This is a genomic window from Ensifer sp. EB106-05-01-XG146 (genome assembly GCF_058791875.1).
Map to the genome: position 1 here is coordinate 2,400,684 of NZ_JBYTDX010000001.1, position 19,561 is coordinate 2,420,244.

Genomic DNA, 19,561 nt, shown 5'->3' on the forward strand with positions numbered 1-19,561 from the left:
TCATGACCGGACCGATCCTCACACGCCGCGAAGGCGGTATTCTGGAAGTCACGATCGACCGGCCGAAGGCGAACGCCATCGACCTGAAAACCAGCCGGGTCATGGGCGAGATCTTCCGCGACTTCCGCGACGACGACAGCCTACGTGTCGCGATCATCACCGGCGCCGGTGAAAAATTCTTCTGTCCGGGATGGGACCTGAAGGCTGCTGCCGACGGTGACGCGGTCGATGGTGACTACGGCGTCGGCGGCTTCGGCGGCATGCAGGAACTGCGCGATCTCAACAAGCCGATCATCGCCGCGATCAACGGCATCTGCTGCGGCGGCGGCCTCGAGATCGCGCTTTCGACCGACCTGATCCTTGCCGCCGAACACGCGACCTTCGCGTTGCCCGAAATCCGCTCCGGCACCGTTGCCGATGCTGCCTCGATCAAGCTGCCGAAGCGCATCCCCTATCACATCGCCATGGACATGCTTCTGACCGGCCGCTGGCTCGACGTGCAGGAAGCCCACCGCTGGGGCTTCGTCAACGAGATCCTGCCGGCAGGCAAACTGATGGAGCGCGCCTGGGAGCTCGCCCGCCTGCTCGAAAGCGGCCCGCCGCTGGTCTATGCGGCGATCAAGGAAGTGGTCCGCGCCGCCGAGGGCGAAGCCTTCCAGACGACCATGAACAAGATCACCCAGCGGCAGTTCAAAACCGTCGATATTCTCTATTCGAGCGAAGACCAGCTGGAGGGCGCGCGCGCCTTCGCGGAGAAGCGCGACCCCGTGTGGAAGGGGCGCTGAGACCGAACGAGAGTGCGTGCGGTTTCCGCCCGCAACCCGCTTCGAAGAGCACCGCCAACCCTTGGCGGCGCAGGCAACAGAGCCGGATGGACCGGCACCGGAACGTGACGAGACGCGCGGGCAACATCGCGCGCCATTAAACACGTGTCCATAAGCCATGCTTATGGAAATAAATTGTAATTTAGGGCGTTACAACAAGAGTTCCAGCGATTACGCTTATCGATCTGAACGAAGGACGCCCGGCCAGAAGGAAGGAGAGACAAGAACCCGGAAGAAAACAAGCGGCCCTCCGGCCCAGTCCGAAGCCATCGATACAATGGCTGTACGCAGCAATCTCTACCAACCACAACGAACGGCGAATGCCGACGAGAAAAGGGAACAGGGGAATGAGCGATTACAAGGATTACCTCACACGACAGGTCATGCTCGGCAAGATGAACCGGCGCGAGTTTTTGGGCCGCGCGGCAGCAGCCGGCATTCTCGCCTCGACGGCCGGCACTTTGTTTGCCACCAGCGCTGCAGCGCAGGAGCCGAAGCGCGGCGGTCACCTGAAACTCGGTCTCGAAGGCGCTGCCGCCACCGACTCGAAGGACCCGGCCAAGGCGCTGTCGCAATTCATGTTCGTCGTCGGCCGCAACTGGGGCGACATGCTCGTCGAAAGCCACCCGACGACCGGCGCGCCGGTGCCGGCACTCGCCGAATCCTGGGAGCCCTCGACCGACGCGTCGACCTGGACCTTTACCATCCGCAAGGGCGTAAAATTCCACGACGGCAAGGAGCTGACGCTCGACGACGTCATCAAGACGCTGCAGCGCCACACCGACGAAAAGTCTGAATCCGGCGCGCTCGGCGTGATGAAGTCGATCAAGGAAATCAAGGCCGACGGCGACAAGCTGGTGCTCGTGCTGACCGAAGGCAATGCCGACCTGCCGCTGCTTCTGACCGACTATCACCTCATCATCCAGCCGGGCGGCGGCATCGACAAGCCGGACGCGATGATCGGCACCGGCCCCTTCAAGGTGACGAGCTTCGAAGCCGGCGTTCGTGCCACCTTCGAGAAGAATGCCGACGACTGGCGCACCGACCGCGGCTATGTGGACTCGGTCGAGCTGATCGCCATGAACGACGCCACGGCCCGCATCGCCGCGCTTTCCTCCGGCCAGGTGCACTACATCAACCGCGTCGATCCGAAGACGGTCAACCTTCTGAAGAAGGCGCCGACGGTCGAGATCCTGAACACGTCCGGCCGCGGCCACTACGTGTTCATCATGCATTGCAACACCGCACCCTTCGACAACAACGACCTGCGCATGGCGCTGAAATATTCGATGGACCGCGAGACCATGGTCCAGCGCATCCTCGGCGGTTACGGCAAGGTCGGCAACGACTTCCCGATCAACGACACCTACGCCCTCTTCCCCGAAGGCATCGAGCAGCGTGCCTATGATCCGGACAAGGCGGCCTTCCACTACAAGAAATCCGGCCACAGCGGTCCGGTACTGCTGCGCACCTCCGACGTCGCCTTCCCGGGTGCTGTCGATGCAGCGGTGCTCTACCAGGAAAGCGCCAAGAAGGCGGGCATCGAGATCGAGGTCAAGCGCGAGCCGGGTGACGGCTACTGGACCAACGTCTGGAACGTACAGCCCTTCTCCACCTCCTACTGGGGCGGCCGTCCGACCCAGGACCAGATGTACTCCACCGCCTATCTTTCGACCGCCGACTGGAACGACACCCGCTTCAAGCGTCCGGATTTCGACAAGATCCTGCTCGAGGCCCGCTCGGAACTCGACGAGGCCAAGCGCAAGGACATGTACCGCACCATGGCCATGATGGTGCGTGACGAAGGCGGCCTGATCCTGCCGATGTTCAACGACTTCGTGAACGCCTCCACCAAGCAGGTGAAAGGCTACGTGCACGACATCGGCAACGACATGTCGAACGGCTATGTCGCAACCCGGGTATGGCTGGACGCATGATGATGGAAAGCGGACCGCTCACTGGTCCGGTTCCGACGGATGGAACCGCGGGTGCAACACACCCGCGGTCTGCCGAACTTTCCGGAGTACCAGCAAAACCCAACCCTGCCACCAATCCCTCGAACGGTGAAATCGGCGGCACCTTCTGGCGGCGCTTCACCTTCCGCCGCCCGCTCGCGGCGCTGATCCTGCAGCGCCTCGGCTTGAGCGTCGGCCTTCTGTTCGCCGTATCGCTGATGATCTTCGGCGGCATCGAGGCGCTTCCAGGCGACTTCGCCACCACCTATCTCGGCCAGTCGGCAACGCCGCAGGCGGTCGAAAACATCCGCAAGGATCTCGGCCTCGACCGGCCCTGGACCGAACGCTACGTCTCCTGGCTCGGCGGCGCTGTCCAAGGCGATTTCGGCACCTCCTGGGCGAGCAAGAACTCGGTCGGCGAGCAGATTTCCAAGCGCCTCGGCAACTCGCTGTTCCTTGCCTTCTTCGCAGCCCTCGTCTCCGTACCGCTCGCCGTCGGCCTCGGCATGCTGGCGGTGCAGTTCCGCAACCGGCTGCCCGACAAGATCATCAACGTCGTCTCGCTCGCGGCGATCTCGCTGCCCGAGTTCTTCGTCGGCTATCTCCTGATCATGTTCTTCGCCGTCAAATACGGCGTCGCGACCTTCCCCGCGACCGTCTATGACAGCATGAGCTTCACCGAACGTCTCTCGGCGATCGCGCTTCCCGTCGCGACCCTCGTTCTCGTCGTTCTCGCCCACATGATGCGCATGACCCGCGCGGCGATCCTCAACGTCATGTCGTCGGCCTATGTCGAGACGGCGGAACTGAAGGGCCTCGGCATGTTCCGCATCATCGCGCGTCACGCCGCCCCCAATGCGGTGGCGCCGGTCATCAACGTCATTGCGCTCAACCTGGCCTATCTCGTGGTCGGCGTCGTCGTGGTCGAAGTGGTCTTCGTCTATCCGGGCATGGGCCAATATATGGTGGATGCGGTGACCGTGCGCGACATGCCGGTCGTTCAGGCCTGCGGTCTGATCTTTGCCGCCTTCTACATCTTCCTGAACATGGCGGCCGACATTCTCGCGATCATCGCCAACCCGAGACTGAGGCATCCGCGATGAACCTGAGATCCATCCCCTTCAGCGCCTGGATCGGCATCGCCGGCATCGCGATTGCGATCTTCTGCGCCCTCTTTGCGCCTGTCATCGCCCCCTTCGGTGAACGCGACGTGGTCGGCGACGTCTGGCTTCCGGCCGGCGGCGACTTCTTGCTCGGCACCGACAATCTCGGCCGCGACCTGCTGTCGCGTCTGATCTATGGCGCCCGCACCACCATCTTCGTGGCATTTGCGGCAACCGTGCTTTCCTTCTCGCTCGGCATGATCCTGAGCTTCACCGCCGCTGTTGTCGGTGGTTTCACGGACCAGCTGTTTTCCCGCTTCAACGACCTGATGATGGCGATTCCGACGCTCATTTTCGCCCTCGTCGTTCTCGCCGTCCTGCCGCAGCATCTGTGGATCCTGATCCTGGTGATGGCGGTACTCGACAGTACCCGCGTCTTCCGCATCGGCCGCGCCGTGGCGCTCGATGTCGCGGTCATGGAGTTCGTCGAGGCGGCAAGGCTGCGTGGAGAAGGTTCGCTCTGGATCATCTTCCGCGAGATCCTGCCGAACACGCTGTCGCCGCTCTTGGCCGAATTCGGCCTGCGCTTCGCCTTCTCGATCCTGTTCCTCTCCACCCTCTCCTTCCTCGGCCTCGGCATCCAGCCGCCGGCAGCCGACTGGGGCGGCATGGTCAAGGACAACAAGGACGGCATCATCTTCGGCATTTCGGCAGCGCTCATCCCCGGTGCTGCGATCGCGACGCTCGCGATCTGCGTCAACCTTGTGGTCGACTGGCTGATGAAGAGAACCTCCAGCCTCAAGGGAGGACGCGGCGATGCCTGAGATGCTCTCCGTCAAGAACTTGAAGATCGAAGCGACCAGCTACCCGCCGGGCGAACCGCCGAAGGTTGTCACCCTCGTCGAGGGCGTCTCCTTCGACGTTCAGAAGGGCAAGGTGCTCGGCCTCATCGGCGAGTCCGGCGCCGGCAAGTCGACCATCGGCCTTTCGGCGCTCGCCTATGGCCGCGGCGGCGTGCGCATCACTGGCGGCCAGGTCCTGCTCGACGGCAAGGACATTCTGACGCTCGACAAGAACGGCATCCGCTCGATCCGCGGCGCCCGCGTCTGCTACGTCGCGCAATCGGCAGCGGCCGCCTTCAATCCGGCGCATCGGCTTGGCGACCAGGTGATCGAGGCGTCGCTCCGCCACGGCATCATGAGCCGCGAGGAGGCTAAGAAGCGGGCGCTCTATCTCTTCCGCGTGCTGGGCCTGCCCAATCCGGAAACCTTTGGCGAGCGCTATCCGCACCAGGTCTCCGGCGGCCAGCTGCAGCGCGCCATGACCGCCATGGCGCTCTGCCCCAACCCGGAGCTGATCGTCTTCGACGAGCCGACGACCGCGCTCGACGTCACCACCCAGATCGACGTGCTCGCCGCGATCAAGCATGCGATCGAAGAGACGCACACGGCAGCCCTCTACATCACCCACGACCTCGCCGTCGTCGCCCAGATCTCCGACGACATCATGGTGCTGCGCCATGGCAAGACGGTGGAATACGGCTCGACGAAGCAGATCATCGAAGAGCCGCGCGAGGATTACACCCGGGCACTCGTCAGCGTCCGCCAGACGAAACGCGAGGAAGCCGCCGACCAGACCGGGACGCAGTTGAAGATCGAGCATATCAGCGCCGGCTATGCCAACGGCTTCAAGGTGCTGCATGATGTCTCGATGCATCTGCCGAAAGGCCAGACACTGGCGATCGTCGGCGAAAGCGGCTCGGGCAAGTCCACCCTTGCCCGCGTCATCACCGGGCTTTTGCCGCCGACCGAGGGGCGCATCACCTTCGAGGGCAAGGAGCTGCCGCGGGCGCTGAAAGGCCGCAGCAACGACGAGCTCCGCCGCATCCAGATGATCTACCAGATGGCCGATACGGCGATGAACCCGCGCCAGACGGTGCGAGACATCGTCGGTCGACCGCTCTCCTTCTACTTCGGCATGCACGGCCAGAAGAAGACGGAGCGGGTCAAGGAACTGCTCGACCAGATCGAAATGGGAACGCGTTTCCTCGATCGTTATCCGGCCGAACTTTCGGGCGGCCAGAAGCAGCGCGTGGCGATCGCAAGGGCGCTCGCCGCCAAACCGGAGCTGATCCTCTGCGACGAGCCCACCTCGGCACTCGATCCGCTTGTGGCCGAAGGCATCCTGAATCTGCTTCTTAAGCTTCAGGAGGAAACCGCTGTTTCCTATGTCTTTATCACCCACGACATCGCCATCGTGCGGGCGATCGCCGACAGCGTCGCGGTCATGCATCGCGGCCGCCTCGTGCGCTTCGGGCCGAAGTCGAAGGTGCTGTCGCCACCCTTCGACGACTACACGGACCTGCTGTTGAAGTCGGTTCCGGAGATGGAAATCGGCTGGCTGGAGCGGGTGCTGAAGACACGCCGCATGGAAAGCGCCGGCAACTGAAAAACGAGACGGCGGCACGATCGCGTGCCGCCGTCTCATGCCTTCGTCAGGCAAGCTCAGCGTTGCCAGAAGGCCTTGCTCGTCTCTGCGCGAACCTCAGCCCTCGTCATCCCGATATCCTTGAGCCGCTCCGGATATTGATCCGCCATGAGCTGAAGTTGCTCGCGGACGCGAACGCGGTCCTCCCAGACGACAAGGATCCGGAAGGGATCGTGGCGGCCGAGGCTGTCGGCCAGATGCTTGGCCGGCTGGTTGAGATCAAGCCGAACGGCGTGATAGAAATCGGACATTCCCGAAAGCAGGCTGCTCATCGCCGTTCCCACCTCTTCCTGCCCCTCAGGGCGTTGAAACACTGTCGGAACTCTAGGCCCGTGGAACGCGTCCCACATCGCGCAGCTGCTGTGTTTTCCTCTCCTGCATTTGTAGTATTTTGCCTGCAGCACCGCGCGCGCCGTTGGACGCGCAAGAGGCACTGTGGCACCTTGCCTTATGTCGCCATTGAAAACGGCCCGGTCAGATGGCAGGAAGCAGCCATGAACCGTATCCCGACACCACAGGTCGCCACCGAAGCCTTGTCAGACCGCGAGCGCGCCGTGGCCGAGCGTTTTGCCGCCGGCCTGACCTATCGCGAAATCGGCGAGGCGCTGTTTATCGCGCCGTCGACGGTGCGCACGCATCTGGCGACGATCTACGGCAAGCTTGGCGTTCGCAACAAGATCGAGCTTGCCGCCTCGGTCGCGCAGATGGTGGCCGGCAGGACGGCGACCGAGGCGGTCGCGCCGTTACGCGACGCCGAGCCCGCCTCGCCGACGCTCGCGGTCTTTCCCATTGAAAGCCTCAATCCGGAGGAGCGCTGGCGCCGTTTCGCCGACGGGCTGTCATCCGACATCTGCGTCGATCTCGCGCGCTTCGCCGATCTGCCCGTGATCGCCTTCCACACAATGAAGCTGCTCGGCAACCGGCCGGAAAGCTTCGAAGACCACGTCCAGGCGGTCGGCGCCACCTATGCCATCACCGGGCAGCTGCGCGCGGACGACCGGCGGGTCCGCCTGACGATCCAGCTTTCCGATACCCGCACCGGCATGACGCTCTGGAGCGAGCGCTACGAGCGCACCATGGAAGACGTGCTGACGCTGCAGGACAGCCTCACCGAAAGCGTCATCAACGTGCTCGCCGGCTGCTTCGGCACGCTGGCCGCCATCGGCCGCAAGGCGAGCCGGCAAAAGCCGCCGGGCAGCCTGCAAGCCTATGACTACTTCCTGCTGGGCGTCGAACAGCACAATCGCTTCAGCCCGGATGGCAACGCCGCCGCCATGCAATTGCTGGCGCGCTCGATCGAGCTCGATCCGGGGCGGGCGCGCGCCTGGACCGAACTTGCCTATGCCCATTCCATCCAGGCGGCGAACGGCTTCGGCGACGACCTCGAAAGCGCAAGAAAGAACTGGCGCAGCGCCGCCGAGGAGGCGCTGCGGCTCGATCCGACGGATCCGGCCGGCCATACCTGTATCGGCGATTTCAAAGCCTGCATCGGTGATCTGGCGGGTGCCGCCGAGGCCCACGCCCGGGCGCTCGAATATGGCAGGAACAACGCCGATACGCTGGCGCTGCTCGCGGGAGCCAAGGCCCTGATCGTCGGCGATCCCGCCGACGGGATTCCCTTCATCGAGCGCGCCCTCTCGCTCAACCCGCTCGGCCCGCCCTGGTACCACGGCATGTTCGCGCGCGTTCTCTTCGTCGTCGGGCGCTATCGCGCGTGCTTGTCCGCGCTTGAAAAGAGTTCGCAGGAATCGCCGAACACACTGATGTTCCAGGCGATGGCACACGCGTACCTTGGCGAGATGAAGGAAGCGGCAGAGGTCGTGTCGCGGCTGCAAAGCCAGTTCCCGTCGTTCACGGTCGAGGGCTTCATTGCCGGCTATCCCATCTCCAATCCGCCGGCGCTTTCGGCCGTTCGGGAGGGTGCCCGGTTGGCCAGGCTCGTCTGACGATAGCTGTCACTTCTGCCGGCAATCGACGTCGCCCACCCTCTGCGCCGCCTCGCCTTCGAAGGTCACCGTCGCCTCGCCCTTGGCCGAGCAGTCGCCCTTTTCGCCGCTGCCGGCGCGGAAGTGCACCACCGGCTGGCCTTCGACCATGATGCTCGGCACCACCTCGTAGAGTTCCGGCGGGCAATTGGCGACATCGGAAAGCCTGAGCGCCGGCTGCCCGCCGATCATCACGCTGGACGCACCCGAAAGCGCACAGGACGGGATCGGCGCCCGTGCCTCCTCGGCCTTTGCCGGTGACATCGGCAATGCGAAGCAAAGGCAGGCGATAGCGGCCAAAGCAGATTTCATGATCCCCTCCTCGATCGGTGCGTTCGGCGAAACCTACCACATGGCGACGCCGCCTCAATATTCGGTCGGCACGGTCAAGAGCTCGGCATCGGGCGTATCGAGGAAGGCTCGCACCGTCTGCGGCAGGTGCCGCGAGCCGAAGGACAGCACGCCGCAGCGTGAGAGCATCTGCCGCAGATCCGGCTGCGCCCCGAGCGAGCGCCAGATCATCCGGGACGCGTAAGGCAGGTTTTCCTTGCGCCAGGAGACCCCCATGGTGGTGCCGCGCAGATAGACCCGCTGATGCACTTCGAACGGCAGAAGGATGGTCTGCGCCAGCATCGGCTCGCGCCCGATGCTGCGCTCGGCGATGAAGATGCGGTTTCGCCAGAGAGTGACGAGGCCGACATATTTTGAGAACTGTTGGATCTCGTTTGCGGGATCGCGGATGCGCTCGATCGATTTCACCCGGATCGAGCCTGCCTCCTCGTAGATCCGCGCGCAGGAGCAGACGACCAGCCCCGGCCAGGAGAGCGACACGTGATAGGTCTGGTAGTAGCCGACATGGCGCCGGAGGCCCGCGATGTCGCCCGGGAAACCCTCAAGCAGCAGGCCCGCATCCGAGCGGTCCCGATCGGGGCGCGTGATGCGCGCCTCGAACTGTTTGGCCGGCAACGCGAAGTCTTCGGCCGAAAGCCCGAAGAAGCGGGCAATGCGCGCCACATTGTGCGCCGATGGCCGCGCCTCGCCACCGATGTAGCGGTTGAACTGCTGGCGGTTAATGCCGATTTCGCGGCAGATCTGCGAAATCGACCGTCGCGTCGCACAGGCAAACTTGAGATTGGCGGCGAAGATGTCGATGTCCTGCACGATGCTTTTCGAACCCCATTCAACGCGCTTCCAATCCCTGTCGAACAGGAAGCATTCAGGTAGCGTAAAAGAGCGTAAAGAAGCGTCAAGTCGCGAAATTGTGTGCCGGTCGGCAAACGCTAGGTTTTCCCTAACAAGCATCACTCCAAAGGGAACCCTAGAATGACCGAATTCACGAAGCGTCCTGACGGCCTCCTTATCCCCGCGAGCCTTGCCTCGACCGGCCTCAGCCGGCGCGGCTTCCTGGCCGGCACGGCAGCATTGGGCCTTGCGGCCGGTTTCGGCGGCACGCTCGCCGCCACGGACGCAAGGGCTCAGGAGCCGAAGCGTGGCGGCCATCTGAAGCTCGGTCTCAAGGGCGGCGCCACGACGGACTCGCTCGACCCGGCCGCCTATAGCGGTTCCGTTTCCTTCGTCATCGGTCACCTCTGGGGTGATACGCTGGTCGAATCCGACCCGAAGACCGGCGCGCCCCTGCCGGCGCTTGCCGAATCTTGGGAGCCCTCGGCCGATGCGTCCGAGTGGACCTTCAAGATCCGCGGCGACGTGAGCTTCCACGACGGCAGCAAGCTGACCGTTGCCGACGTCGTCGCCACGCTGAAGCGCCATGCGGACGAAGGCTCGAAGTCCGGCGCGCTCGGGCTGATGCGCTCGATCAAGACGATCGAGGAGAAGGCAGGCAGCCTGGTGCTGACGCTCACCGAAGGCAATGCCGACCTGCCGCTGCTTCTGACCGACTATCACCTGATCATCCAGCCGAAGGGCGGCGTCGACAATCCGGCCTCGCCTGTTGGTACCGGCCCCTACAAGCTTGCAAGCTACGAGGCAGGCCTGCGCGCCACCTTCGAGAAGAACGCCGATGACTGGCGCTCGGACCGCGGCTTCGTCGACAGTGTCGAGATCATCGTGATGAACGACACGACGGCGCGCATCGCAGCACTTTCTTCCGGCCAGGTCCACTTCATCAACAACATCGACCCGAAGACCGTGCCGCTCCTGAAGCGCGCCCCGCGCGTCGAGATCCTCAGGACCTCCGGCAAGGGCTTCTACAGCTTCCTGATGCATTGCGACACCGCGCCCTTCGACAACAACGACCTCAGACTGGCGCTGAAATATGCGGTCGATCGACAGGCGATCCTCGACCGGGTGCTCGGCGGCTTCGGCACCCTCGGCAACGACTATCCCGTCAACGGCAACTATGCGCTGGCACCCGAAGGCATCGAGCAGCGCGCCTATGACCCGGACAAGGCGGCCTTCCACTTCAAGAAGTCCGGCCATGACCGGCCGATCCTGCTGCGCACTTCCGACGCCGCCTTCCCGGGTGCTGCCGACGCCGCGGTGCTCTTCCAGGAAAGCGCCAAGAAGGCGGGCATCGAGATCGAAGTGCGCCGCGAGCCGGAAGACGGCTACTGGACCAATGTCTGGAACGTGCAGCCCTTCTGCGCCTCCTATTGGGGCGGCCGGCCGACGCAGGATTCGCGCTACTCGACCTCCTATCTCTCGACCGCCGAATGGAACGACACCCGCTTCAAGCGCGAGGATTTCGACAAGCTCCTGCTGCAGGCCCGCTCCGAGCTCGACGAGGCCAAGCGCAAGGAAATGTACCGCACCATGGCGATGACCGTGCGCGACGAAGGCGGCCTGATCCTGCCCGTCTTCAACGATTACGTGAACGCCGCCTCGGCTTCGCTCAAGGGCTTCGTCGACGACATCGGCAACGATCTCTCGAACGGCTACGTCGGCAGCCGCGTCTGGTTCGACAGCTAAGCCATTGCGACGAATGCCGGACGCGGGCTCGCGTCCGGCATTTCCCGAGAAAACAAAGAGATCGTTAGAACCACATGTCAGAGCGCGAATTCACAGTCATCGAAAACGAATGGATCCGGCTGAAGGACGGCACCGAGCTTGCCGCCCGCATCTGGATGCCGGCCGGCACGGAGGCCGATCCGGTTCCGGCCGTGCTCGAATACCTGCCCTACCGCAAGCAGGGCGGCACGAGCCTGCGTGACGAATCCACCTATCCCGTGTTTGCCGCCGCCGGCATTGCCGGCGTGCGCGTCGACATCAGAGGCTCCGGCGAAAGCGAAGGCGTGATCGACGGCGAATATACGCCGCGCGAGCTTTCCGACGGTTGCGAGATCGTCGAATGGATCGCCGCCCAGCCCTGGTCAAACGGCAAGGTCGGCATGATGGGCATCTCCTGGGGCGGCTTCAACTGCCTGCAGGTCGCGGCCTTGAAGCCGCCGGCGCTGAAAGCCGTCATCTCCATCGCCTCGACCGTCGACCGCTACAACGACGACATCCACTACAAGAACGGCTGCCACCTCTCCGCCCAGCTGTCCTGGGCGGCGACCATGCTCGGCTACCAGTCGCGCTCGCCGGATCCCGCCATCGTCGGCGACCGTTGGAAGCAGATGTGGATGGAGCGGCTGGAGAAAGAGCCCTTCTTCATGGAGGAATGGCTGGAGCACCAGCGTCGAGACGAATTCTGGCAGCACGGATCGATCTGCGAAGATTTCGACAGGGTTGGGATCCCCGCGCTGGTCATCGCCGGCTGGGCCGACGGCTACCGCAACACGCCCTTGAAGGCGGTCGAAGGCCTTGGGGAAAAGGCCAAGGCGCTGATCGGCCCCTGGGTGCACAAGTACCCGCATTTCGCCTTTCCGAAGCCGCGCGCCGATTTCCACGGCGAGGCGATCCGCTGGTGGAACCGCTGGCTGCGCGACGAGGAAAACGGCGCCGAGAACGGGCCACAGGTGCGCGCCTATATTCTCGACGGGCCCCGCCCGTCGCTCCGGCGTGACAGCGATCCCGGCCGCTGGGTGGCGAAGGACGCCTGGGCAACGCCGGAAATGCAGCTCTTCGGCATCTCCCATGACGGCCGGCTGACGCCGTCGGCCGGCGGCACCGGCATCGGCGAGGTCTACCTGAAATCGCCGCTCGATACCGGCACGGCATCCGGCGAGTATTTCACGCTGAAGCCCGATGCCGAAATGGCCGGCGACCAGCGCATCGACGATGCCGGCTCGCTCACCTTCGAGACGGCACCGCTACTGGAAGCCGCCGACTATCTCGGCCAGCCAACGCTGACCGTCGACGTCACCTGCCAGGAGCCGACCGCCAATCTCGCCGTGCGCCTCGTCGACGTGCATCCGGACGGTACCGCCACCCGCGTCGCCTTCGGCGTGCTCAACCTTTCGCATCGCGACGGCAACGCCCAGCCGCGCGCCATGGAGCCCGGGCGCAAGACGCGCATCACGCTTACGCTCGATGCCTGCGGCTACCGCTTCCGCGCGGGCAATCGCATCCGGGTGTCGCTCTCGACCTCCTATTGGCCGCTGATCCTTCCCACCCCGACCGATCCGGGTCTTTCGATCGACACAGCAAGCCTCTCGCTCGCCCTTCCCCTGCTCGGCGCCCACAGGGAGATCACCGTGCCCGAGCCGGAGAACCCCGACCCGCTGCCAAAGTATCGCGAGCTGACGCGCGGTATTTCGAGCCGCACCGTCGAGCGCGACATGACCCACGGCATGACCCATTACCGGATCTACGAGGACACCGGGCTTTCAGAACATCCGGATACGGGCCTTGCCACCCAGGATATCCGCGACGAGACCTGGTCGATCGCGCCGGACGACCCCTCGTCGATGATCGGAACCTCGACCTGGACCTGTGTTGCCAAGCGCGAGGGCTGGTCTGTGCGTACCGTCTCGACCTCGACGCTCCACTGCACGAAAAGCGAGTGGATCACCGAGGCGGAGGTCGTCGCCTATGAGGGCGAGACACGGATTTTCGAGAAGCATTTCAAGAAGCGCATCCCCCGCGACTTCATGTGAAGGGCACGGGCGGCCGGTTCCAACGCGCTGCCCCGCCCCCGCATTGACATCTCACACAAGTCAGTGTACCAATCGGTAAATAGTTTACTGATTGGTACACCCATGCGCCATTTCTTCTCGCGTCATCAGCCTCCCGTTCATATCAACCGCGGCTTGATTGCCGGCATCGGCGGCCTCGTCGCCATCGCCGCCGTCGGCGCCCTCACAGGCCTTGTCGGCCACCCCATGTTGATGGCGCCCTTCGGCGCCAGCTGCGTGCTGATCTTTTCCGTCACGGCGAGCCCGCTGTCGCAGCCGGCCAACGTCGTCGGCGGCCACTTCGTCGCCACCCTCGTCGGCCTGATCCTCAGAACCGTCTTTCCGAATGAATGGTGGGCGGTCGCCATCGCCGTCGGCGCGGCGATCGCGCTGATGGCGGCATTGCGCATCACCCATCCGCCGGCAGGCGCCAACCCGCTCGTCGTCTTCGCCGCCGATCCCGGCTTCGAATTCCTGCTCTTCCCGGTGCTGACCGGCTCGCTTATTCTCGTCGCCATTGGCGCGCTGTTCCACCGTTTCGCCAAGGTCGAGTATCCGCTGGTGAGGAAGCCCGCATGAGCCGCGTCGTCGCTGAGCGAAAGGACGTGATCGCCATGCTTGCGGAAATCTTCCGCGAGCACGGTTATGACGGCACCAGCCTCAGCCTGATCACCGAGAAGACCGGGCTTGGCAAAGGCAGCCTCTACCACTTCTTCCCCGGCGGGAAGGAGGAGATGGCAGAGGCCGTGCTTGGCGATATCGCCGCCTGGTTCCGCACGCACATCTTCGAGCCACTACGCAATGCGGAAGACCCGGCCGCAGCGCTGGGCGCGATGTTTGCCGCCGTCGACGGCTACTTTCGCCAGGGCCGACGCCTCTGCCTGATGGGGGTGATCGCTACGAGCGGCGCACACGACCGCTTCGCCCGCGAACTCAACCGCTATTTCTCCGATTGGCGTGCCGATCTATCCGCAACGCTTGAACGCGCCGGCACACCGGCCGCCGAGTGCGACGGCCTTGCCGAGGAAATCGTCGGCGGCATCCAGGGCGCGCTGATCCTTGCCCGAAGCCTCGAGGACCCCGGCGCCTTCGTCCGGGTGCTGGCCCGCCTCAAGGCGCGCCTGCCCGTATCATCGTAAAAGCAAGCGACCACCCTTCCTCCCCCGCCCAAATTGACAAAAATCAGATCGGGGCTTGAGCCTGCCTTGACAATCGCCTTTTCGCACGGATATTAACCGCTAAGTTAAATAACTCTACGGTTAAAGACTGGGCGTATTGGGGCGCCCGGAGGAGGAGGATTCATGACAGCGGCGACCGCAAACGCAGCACGCAAGGATATCAGCCTGGAAATCGTGCACGACTTCGAGGCGCCGATAAACCTCGTCTTCAAGGTCTGGTCGACGCCGGAGCACCTGTTGCGCTGGTGGGGACCGCAGGACTTCACGCCGCATTCGGTCAACATGGACTTCCGTCCGGGCGGGGCCTGGCGCGCCTGCATCCGCTCGCCCGAAGGCCAGGACTATTGGATGAGCGGCATCTTTCGCGAAGTGCGCGAGCCCGAGAAGCTGGTCTTCACCTTCGCCTGGGACGAAGACGGCGAGCCCGGCAGCGACACGCTGATCACCGTTTCCTTCGCCGATATCGGCGGCAAGACGCGGCTCACCTTCCAGCAAACACCATTCGAGACCGTCGAAGAGCGCGACTCGCACCAGGATGGCTGGGGCGAGTGCCTCGAGCGGCTCAGGGATTACGTCGACCATGTCTGAGATTTCGAACCTTGAAACCGAAAACGCGCCCGGTCCGAAGGCGACCCGGCGCGAATGGATCGGGCTCGCCGTGCTGGCGCTGCCCTGCATGCTCTATTCCATGGACCTGACGGTGCTGAACCTCGCGGTCCCGCAGCTTGCCGAACAGCTCAAGCCCTCGGCCGCCCAGCTTCTCTGGATCATCGATATCTACGGCTTCATGGTCGCAGGCTCGCTGATCACCATGGGCACGCTCGGCGACCGCATCGGCCGCCGGCGCCTGCTGATGATCGGCTCGGTCGCCTTTGGCCTGGCGTCGATCTTCGCCGCCTTCGCCTGGAATGCCGAGACGCTGATCATCGCGCGCGCGGTGCTTGGTGTCGCGGCAGCAACGCTTGCGCCCTCCACCCTCTCGCTCATCCGCAACATGTTCCTCGACGACCGCCAGCGCACGTTTGCGATCGGGGTGTGGATCGCCAGCTTCTCGGCCGGCGGCGCCATCGGCCCCGTGGTCGGCGGGCTGATGCTGTCGCAGTTCTGGTGGGGCTCGGTCTTCCTGCTCGCCGTGCCGGTCATGGTGCTGATCCTCATCCTCGGGCCGATCCTCCTGCCGGAATTCCGCGATCCCGAGGCCGGCCGGATCGATCTCGTCAGCGCCGCCCAGTCGCTCGTCGCCGTGCTTTCGGTGATCTACGGCATGAAGCACATCGCCGAGGCCGGGTTCGATACGATCGCAGTCTTCTTCATCCTGCTCGGCATCGTCGTCGCGATCCTGTTTGCGCGGCGCCAGCTTCGTCTCGCCGATCCGCTGATCGACCTCGCGCTGTTCAGGACGCCGGCCTTCAGCGCCGCCCTTGGCGTCAATATCCTCGGTCTCTTCGTCGGCTTCGGCGCCTTCCTGTTCGTGGCGCAGTACCTGCAGCTGGTGCTCGGGCTCACGCCCTTCGTCGCCGGTCTCTGGTCGGTGCCGACGGGTGTGGCGATGATCGTCGCCTCGATGACCGTGCCTATGCTTGCCACCCGTTTTGCCGCCTCCAACCTGATTGCAGCGGGCTTCGTGCTGACGGCGATCGGCTTTGCCATCTGCACCCAGGTCGGCACCACAAGCAGCCCGCTTCTCGTCACCACAGGCCTCGTGGTGCTCTGCCTCGGTTTTGCCCCGGTCGGCACGCTGACGACGGATATGATCGTTGGCTCTGCCCCGCCGGAGCGCGCCGGCGCCGCCTCGGCGATCTCGGAGACCAGCTTCGAGTTCGGCGGCGCGCTCGGCATTGCCGTGCTCGGCAGCCTGCTGACCTCGGCCTATCGCGGCCGCATGGACCAGCTGGTGGTCACCGGCCTGCCGGAGGAAACCGTTGCCGCCGCCCGGCAGACGCTCGGCGGAGCGGTCGCGGTGGCTGCCGACCTGCCACCTGCAGAAGCCGAACGGCTGCTGACGGCGGCGCGCGGCGTCTTCACTCAGTCCTTCGCCTTCACCGCCTCGATCTGCGTGCTGCTATCGCTCGGCACCGCACTCATCGCCTTCCTGCTCCTGCGCAAGGCCAGCGATGACGGTGACGGCAAGGCGCAGGTGGCCGCCGATCAGCCGGCGCCTTCGGGCAACTCCGGTTAACGGTGCCCGGCGCCAGGCGCCGGGCCGGAAACGCAAAGTGGCGCAAATCTCAAGCGGCGCCGGCCATATGGCCGGCGGGCGATGATCTGCGTCCAATCCCAAGGAGGAAACCGATGAAGAAGCTCTATCGCGGCAGCTGCCATTGCGGCGCCATCGCCTTCGAATGCCAGCTTGATCTCGCCGAGGGCATCCGCCGCTGCAACTGCTCCTTCTGCGCCAAGACACGGATGCAGAAGGCCTTTGCGCTGCGCGAAGAATTCGAGATCACGTCAAGCAAGGACCGGCTGACGAGCTACCGGGCCGACAATTCGAGCTGGATCGAAGGCGAGGTCGATCATTATTTTTGCAGCCGCTGCGGTGTCCGGCCCTTCTCGCGCGGCTACCACAAGGATTTCATCGGCCATTTCTACGCGGTCAATGTCGCCTGCCTCGATGGCGTCAGCGACGCGGAACTCGCCGATGCGCCGATCATCTACGAAAACGGCCGCGATGACGACCACTTCAACGCACCCGCCGACACGCGCTTCATGTGAGCGTACACGGCCAGTCAGGCGACGGTCAGCGCCCGGAGCGCATCGAGCGCTCGCTCGGCATCGGCTTCCGGCACGAAGATGTGGTCATGGTAATAGGCGGCGATCACATTGGCGCTGATGCCCTCGCGCGTCAGCGCTGCCGAAACGGCCGCCGTCAGCCCCACGGCCTCGAGCGCCGAATGCACGTTGAGCGTGATGCGGCGAAGCAGCGGACCATAGGCGAGCCCGGCCTCGTCAGCGGCCGCGCGGGTAACGACCAGGGTCAGCCCCTCGTCCTCGCGATAGGTGGCAAGCGCCTCCAGCGCCTGGTAGCGCGCCTGATCCTGATAGGCGACGGTACAATAGACGTAGGTCTGCGGAAACAGCACCGGGTTCATCGTCGAAAGCAGTTTCGCGAGATCCGTTTCTCCGGCCATGTCATCGTCCCTCGTTCTCGGCGCCTCGTGCTTGCCCACTGGTATCGGATCGTCACGTTGGCGTGAAGCACGCGATCGCGATTTGACCGTTGCCAATCCCATGAAAACATGAGGTCATCGAACGCCGGCGCTGGAGCCGGGCGACGGGAGGACGCGATGGCGCGCAGCAAGTCGGTACAAACCTCTGACAGATCCCTCACAAGATTGACCGCGGCCTTCGCCGCGTTGCTGGCGTTTTCGCCCATCGCCGCCGCCCAGGAGCCGGCCGTCGTCATCCCGCCGCCGTCACTCGACGAGAAGTCATCCGCTTCGACCGAAATCGCCGTCTTTGCCGGCGGCTGTTTCTGGGGCGTGCAGGGCGTCTTCCAGCACCTTAAGGGCGTGAAGAAAGCGGTCTCCGGCTATTCCGGCGGCACCGCGGCAACCGCCGACTACGAGACGGTGAGCGGCGGCAAGACCGGCCATGCGGAGGCGGTGGAAGTGACCTTCGATCCGCGCGACGTCACCTATGGCCGGCTGCTGCAGGTGTTCTTCTCCGTCGCCCACAATCCGACCCAACTCAACTATCAGGGGCCGGATCACGGCCCGCAGTATCGATCGGCGCTCTTTACCGTCACCGATGAACAGAAGCGGATCGCCGATGCCTATATAGCCCAGCTCGGCAAATCAGCCGCCTTCCCGGCAAGGATCGTCACGCAGGTTTCGCCCTTCAAGGGCTTCTACGCTGCCGAGGACTATCATCAGGATTTCCTGACGCGAAACCCGACGCACCCCTATATCGTCTACAACGACCTGCCGAAGATCGAGAACTTGAGAACCCTGTTCCCCGAGGCCTTCCAGGCAAATCCGGCGCTGGTGTTCAAGCCGAAGAGCTAGGCCCGCTTCACAAACGGACACAGCAGGTCGTCAACGCGTTCCGACAAGGACCGCCACGCCTTCCGCCAGCCGGCGAAACCCGTCGCGCGCGCCCTCGCTCATGTGCCGCGCCCTCAGCCACGCATGGATCATCTGCGGCTCCTCGCGGAAGGTGACGTTCACGCCGGCCATGGCAAGCCGCGCCGCATAGAGGCGGGCATCGTCGCGCAAGGGGTCAAAGAAGGCGCCGGTTACATAGCTCGGCGGCAGGCCCGAGAGATCCGTTTCCGCCAGCGGCGCGGCGAAGGGATTGTCCGCCGGCGCCTTGAGGATATCGCGATAATAGCTGACATCGGCGGTCGTCAACCCCGGCGCCTCGGCCATGTCGGCATAGGAACCCGACACGAGATCGCCGCCAAGGCCGGGATAGATCAGCACTTGGCCAACGATGCCGGAAAGCCTTTCCGCCCGTGCCTTGAGAACGATGCCAGCCGTGAGATTGCCGCCGGCGCTGTCGCCGGCCACGACGACCGGGCGGCCGTCGGACAGGAGGTGTTGCAGCACGGCGTAGCTGTCGTCGAAAGCAGCCGGCCAGACATGCTCCGGCGCGAGCCGATAATCGACCGAGACCAGCTCGGCCTGAGCGAAATTCGCAAGCTCGGCACAGATCGCATCATGGCTGTCGAGCGAACCGACGACGAAGCCGCCGCCATGGATGTAATAGATGCGCGTTTCGCTCGAGACCTTGGCCGGCCGGTAGCGCCGGGTCGGGATACGGCCGTCGACGAGTTCATCCATGCGCGTCAGCCCGGCCGGGCTCGGCGCATCGAACTCGGCGCAGAGCGCGTCATACCATTTGCGCTGCTGTTCGATCGAGGCATCGACCGCGTCGGCGGGATAGAAGTCCTCGCAGCGGCGATGAAAGGCGAGGATCCCCTCCTCCGTCGGCATCGGCCGCTTGGTCACCTGATCCACGTCGTCCTCCCTGCAATCCCGAAGTCGCCTGCAGCTTAGCACCGGCGTTCCGGCTC

At 64.4% G+C, this 19,561-nt stretch carries 19 protein-coding genes; 14 read left to right on the forward strand and 5 right to left on the reverse strand.

Annotated features, from left to right (window positions below; translation table 11 throughout):
- Positions 1-2 precede the first annotated feature (2 nt).
- The 5 genes from AC3WVQ_RS11890 to AC3WVQ_RS11910 all read left to right on the forward strand — a co-directional run bounded on the left by AC3WVQ_RS11890 (position 3) and on the right by AC3WVQ_RS11910 (position 6,330).
- Entirely contained in the window at positions 3-785 is a 783-nt protein-coding gene (locus tag AC3WVQ_RS11890; protein WP_029742615.1) for a carnitinyl-CoA dehydratase, read from the forward strand.
- A 386-nt stretch (positions 786-1,171) separates the two neighbouring features.
- On the forward strand, positions 1,172-2,761 hold the full coding sequence (locus tag AC3WVQ_RS11895) for an ABC transporter substrate-binding protein (protein WP_029742614.1): 1,590 nt from the start codon (positions 1,172-1,174) through the stop codon (positions 2,759-2,761).
- Complete coding sequence (locus AC3WVQ_RS11900) at positions 2,746-3,882, forward strand: ABC transporter permease (protein ID WP_060515884.1); 1,137 nt, start codon at positions 2,746-2,748, stop codon at positions 3,880-3,882. The genes AC3WVQ_RS11895 and AC3WVQ_RS11900 overlap by 16 nt, the downstream gene beginning before the upstream one ends.
- Positions 3,879-4,706 carry an ABC transporter permease gene (locus tag AC3WVQ_RS11905; RefSeq protein ID WP_029742612.1) on the forward strand — a complete coding sequence of 276 codons (828 nt, stop codon included), beginning with the start codon at positions 3,879-3,881 and terminating at the stop codon, positions 4,704-4,706. The genes AC3WVQ_RS11900 and AC3WVQ_RS11905 overlap by 4 nt, the downstream gene beginning before the upstream one ends.
- Positions 4,699-6,330: an ABC transporter ATP-binding protein gene (locus tag AC3WVQ_RS11910; RefSeq protein ID WP_029742611.1), complete on the forward strand. Its 1,632-nt coding sequence runs from the start codon at positions 4,699-4,701 to the stop codon at positions 6,328-6,330. Before AC3WVQ_RS11905 ends, AC3WVQ_RS11910 begins: the two co-directional genes overlap by 8 nt.
- A gap of 56 nt (positions 6,331-6,386) precedes the next feature.
- On the opposite strand, the gene AC3WVQ_RS11915 is transcribed toward AC3WVQ_RS11910, so the two are convergent.
- Positions 6,387-6,683, reverse strand: a complete 297-nt coding sequence (locus tag AC3WVQ_RS11915; protein WP_127889278.1) for a DUF1127 domain-containing protein — start codon at positions 6,681-6,683, stop codon at positions 6,387-6,389.
- A gap of 180 nt (positions 6,684-6,863) precedes the next feature.
- Between AC3WVQ_RS11915 and AC3WVQ_RS11920 the strand changes: the two genes are divergently transcribed.
- Positions 6,864-8,315 carry a LuxR C-terminal-related transcriptional regulator gene (locus AC3WVQ_RS11920; protein WP_492382733.1) on the forward strand — a complete coding sequence of 484 codons (1,452 nt, stop codon included), beginning with the start codon at positions 6,864-6,866 and terminating at the stop codon, positions 8,313-8,315.
- 9 nt (positions 8,316-8,324) lie between these two features.
- On the opposite strand, the gene AC3WVQ_RS11925 is transcribed toward AC3WVQ_RS11920, so the two are convergent.
- Positions 8,325-8,666, reverse strand: coding sequence for a PAAR domain-containing protein (locus AC3WVQ_RS11925; protein ID WP_060515882.1), 342 nt, complete (start codon positions 8,664-8,666; stop codon positions 8,325-8,327).
- A gap of 54 nt (positions 8,667-8,720) precedes the next feature.
- On the reverse strand, positions 8,721-9,515 hold the full coding sequence (locus AC3WVQ_RS11930; protein ID WP_090294351.1) for a helix-turn-helix domain-containing protein: 795 nt from the start codon (positions 9,513-9,515) through the stop codon (positions 8,721-8,723).
- Positions 9,516-9,677: 162 nt separating this feature from the next.
- Here AC3WVQ_RS11930 and AC3WVQ_RS11935 point away from each other — a divergent pair, with 162 nt between their 5' ends.
- From AC3WVQ_RS11935 to AC3WVQ_RS11965, 7 genes are all read left to right on the forward strand, one after another.
- The gene (locus AC3WVQ_RS11935; RefSeq protein WP_060605627.1) at positions 9,678-11,282 is read left to right on the forward strand and encodes an ABC transporter substrate-binding protein; all 1,605 of its coding nucleotides are present in this window, start codon (positions 9,678-9,680) and stop codon (positions 11,280-11,282) included.
- 74 nt (positions 11,283-11,356) lie between these two features.
- A complete protein-coding gene (locus AC3WVQ_RS11940) occupies positions 11,357-13,351 on the forward strand; it encodes a CocE/NonD family hydrolase (protein ID WP_090294353.1) in 1,995 nt (664 codons plus the stop codon).
- Between the two features lie 102 nt (positions 13,352-13,453).
- Complete coding sequence (locus AC3WVQ_RS11945; RefSeq protein ID WP_090294355.1) at positions 13,454-13,948, forward strand: HPP family protein; 495 nt, start codon at positions 13,454-13,456, stop codon at positions 13,946-13,948.
- Positions 13,945-14,508, forward strand: a complete 564-nt coding sequence (locus AC3WVQ_RS11950) for a TetR/AcrR family transcriptional regulator (RefSeq protein WP_110818691.1) — start codon at positions 13,945-13,947, stop codon at positions 14,506-14,508. The genes AC3WVQ_RS11945 and AC3WVQ_RS11950 overlap by 4 nt, the downstream gene beginning before the upstream one ends.
- A gap of 162 nt (positions 14,509-14,670) precedes the next feature.
- Complete coding sequence (locus tag AC3WVQ_RS11955) at positions 14,671-15,135, forward strand: SRPBCC family protein (protein ID WP_110818692.1); 465 nt, start codon at positions 14,671-14,673, stop codon at positions 15,133-15,135.
- Positions 15,128-16,726, forward strand: coding sequence for an MFS transporter (locus AC3WVQ_RS11960; RefSeq protein WP_090294360.1), 1,599 nt, complete (start codon positions 15,128-15,130; stop codon positions 16,724-16,726). Before AC3WVQ_RS11955 ends, AC3WVQ_RS11960 begins: the two co-directional genes overlap by 8 nt.
- Before the next feature lie 113 nt (positions 16,727-16,839).
- On the forward strand, positions 16,840-17,259 hold the full coding sequence (locus tag AC3WVQ_RS11965) for a GFA family protein (protein ID WP_110818693.1): 420 nt from the start codon (positions 16,840-16,842) through the stop codon (positions 17,257-17,259).
- 14 nt (positions 17,260-17,273) lie between these two features.
- Here the strand turns inward: AC3WVQ_RS11965 and AC3WVQ_RS11970 are convergent, their stop codons facing one another.
- Entirely contained in the window at positions 17,274-17,675 is a 402-nt protein-coding gene (locus AC3WVQ_RS11970) for an ACT domain-containing protein (RefSeq protein ID WP_029742599.1), read from the reverse strand.
- A gap of 156 nt (positions 17,676-17,831) precedes the next feature.
- Between AC3WVQ_RS11970 and msrA the strand changes: the two genes are divergently transcribed.
- Positions 17,832-18,551 carry a peptide-methionine (S)-S-oxide reductase MsrA gene (gene msrA, locus AC3WVQ_RS11975; RefSeq protein ID WP_090294364.1) on the forward strand — a complete coding sequence of 240 codons (720 nt, stop codon included), beginning with the start codon at positions 17,832-17,834 and terminating at the stop codon, positions 18,549-18,551.
- A 30-nt stretch (positions 18,552-18,581) separates the two neighbouring features.
- On the opposite strand, the gene AC3WVQ_RS11980 is transcribed toward msrA, so the two are convergent.
- Positions 18,582-19,481, reverse strand: a complete 900-nt coding sequence (locus AC3WVQ_RS11980) for an alpha/beta hydrolase (protein WP_090294479.1) — start codon at positions 19,479-19,481, stop codon at positions 18,582-18,584.
- Between the last annotated feature and the right edge of the window lie 80 nt (positions 19,482-19,561).

Excerpts from the sequence above, each read along its gene's own strand:
- AC3WVQ_RS11890 (WP_029742615.1), top strand. The coding sequence starts at position 3 with ATGACCGGACCGATCCTCACACGCCGCGAAGGCGGTATTCTGGAAGTC.
- AC3WVQ_RS11895 (WP_029742614.1), top strand. The coding sequence starts at position 1,172 with ATGAGCGATTACAAGGATTACCTCACACGACAGGTCATGCTCGGCAAG.
- AC3WVQ_RS11900 (WP_060515884.1), top strand. The coding sequence starts at position 2,746 with ATGGCTGGACGCATGATGATGGAAAGCGGACCGCTCACTGGTCCGGTT.
- AC3WVQ_RS11905 (WP_029742612.1), top strand. The coding sequence starts at position 3,879 with ATGAACCTGAGATCCATCCCCTTCAGCGCCTGGATCGGCATCGCCGGC.
- AC3WVQ_RS11910 (WP_029742611.1), top strand. The coding sequence starts at position 4,699 with ATGCCTGAGATGCTCTCCGTCAAGAACTTGAAGATCGAAGCGACCAGC.
- AC3WVQ_RS11920 (WP_492382733.1), top strand. The coding sequence starts at position 6,864 with ATGAACCGTATCCCGACACCACAGGTCGCCACCGAAGCCTTGTCAGAC.
- AC3WVQ_RS11925 (WP_060515882.1), bottom strand. The coding sequence starts at position 8,666 with ATGAAATCTGCTTTGGCCGCTATCGCCTGCCTTTGCTTCGCATTGCCG.
- AC3WVQ_RS11935 (WP_060605627.1), top strand. The coding sequence starts at position 9,678 with ATGACCGAATTCACGAAGCGTCCTGACGGCCTCCTTATCCCCGCGAGC.
- AC3WVQ_RS11940 (WP_090294353.1), top strand. The coding sequence starts at position 11,357 with ATGTCAGAGCGCGAATTCACAGTCATCGAAAACGAATGGATCCGGCTG.
- AC3WVQ_RS11945 (WP_090294355.1), top strand. The coding sequence starts at position 13,454 with ATGCGCCATTTCTTCTCGCGTCATCAGCCTCCCGTTCATATCAACCGC.
- AC3WVQ_RS11950 (WP_110818691.1), top strand. The coding sequence starts at position 13,945 with ATGAGCCGCGTCGTCGCTGAGCGAAAGGACGTGATCGCCATGCTTGCG.
- AC3WVQ_RS11955 (WP_110818692.1), top strand. The coding sequence starts at position 14,671 with ATGACAGCGGCGACCGCAAACGCAGCACGCAAGGATATCAGCCTGGAA.
- AC3WVQ_RS11960 (WP_090294360.1), top strand. The coding sequence starts at position 15,128 with ATGTCTGAGATTTCGAACCTTGAAACCGAAAACGCGCCCGGTCCGAAG.
- AC3WVQ_RS11965 (WP_110818693.1), top strand. The coding sequence starts at position 16,840 with ATGAAGAAGCTCTATCGCGGCAGCTGCCATTGCGGCGCCATCGCCTTC.
- AC3WVQ_RS11970 (WP_029742599.1), bottom strand. The coding sequence starts at position 17,675 with ATGGCCGGAGAAACGGATCTCGCGAAACTGCTTTCGACGATGAACCCG.
- msrA (WP_090294364.1), top strand. The coding sequence starts at position 17,832 with ATGGCGCGCAGCAAGTCGGTACAAACCTCTGACAGATCCCTCACAAGA.
- AC3WVQ_RS11980 (WP_090294479.1), bottom strand. The coding sequence starts at position 19,481 with ATGCCGACGGAGGAGGGGATCCTCGCCTTTCATCGCCGCTGCGAGGAC.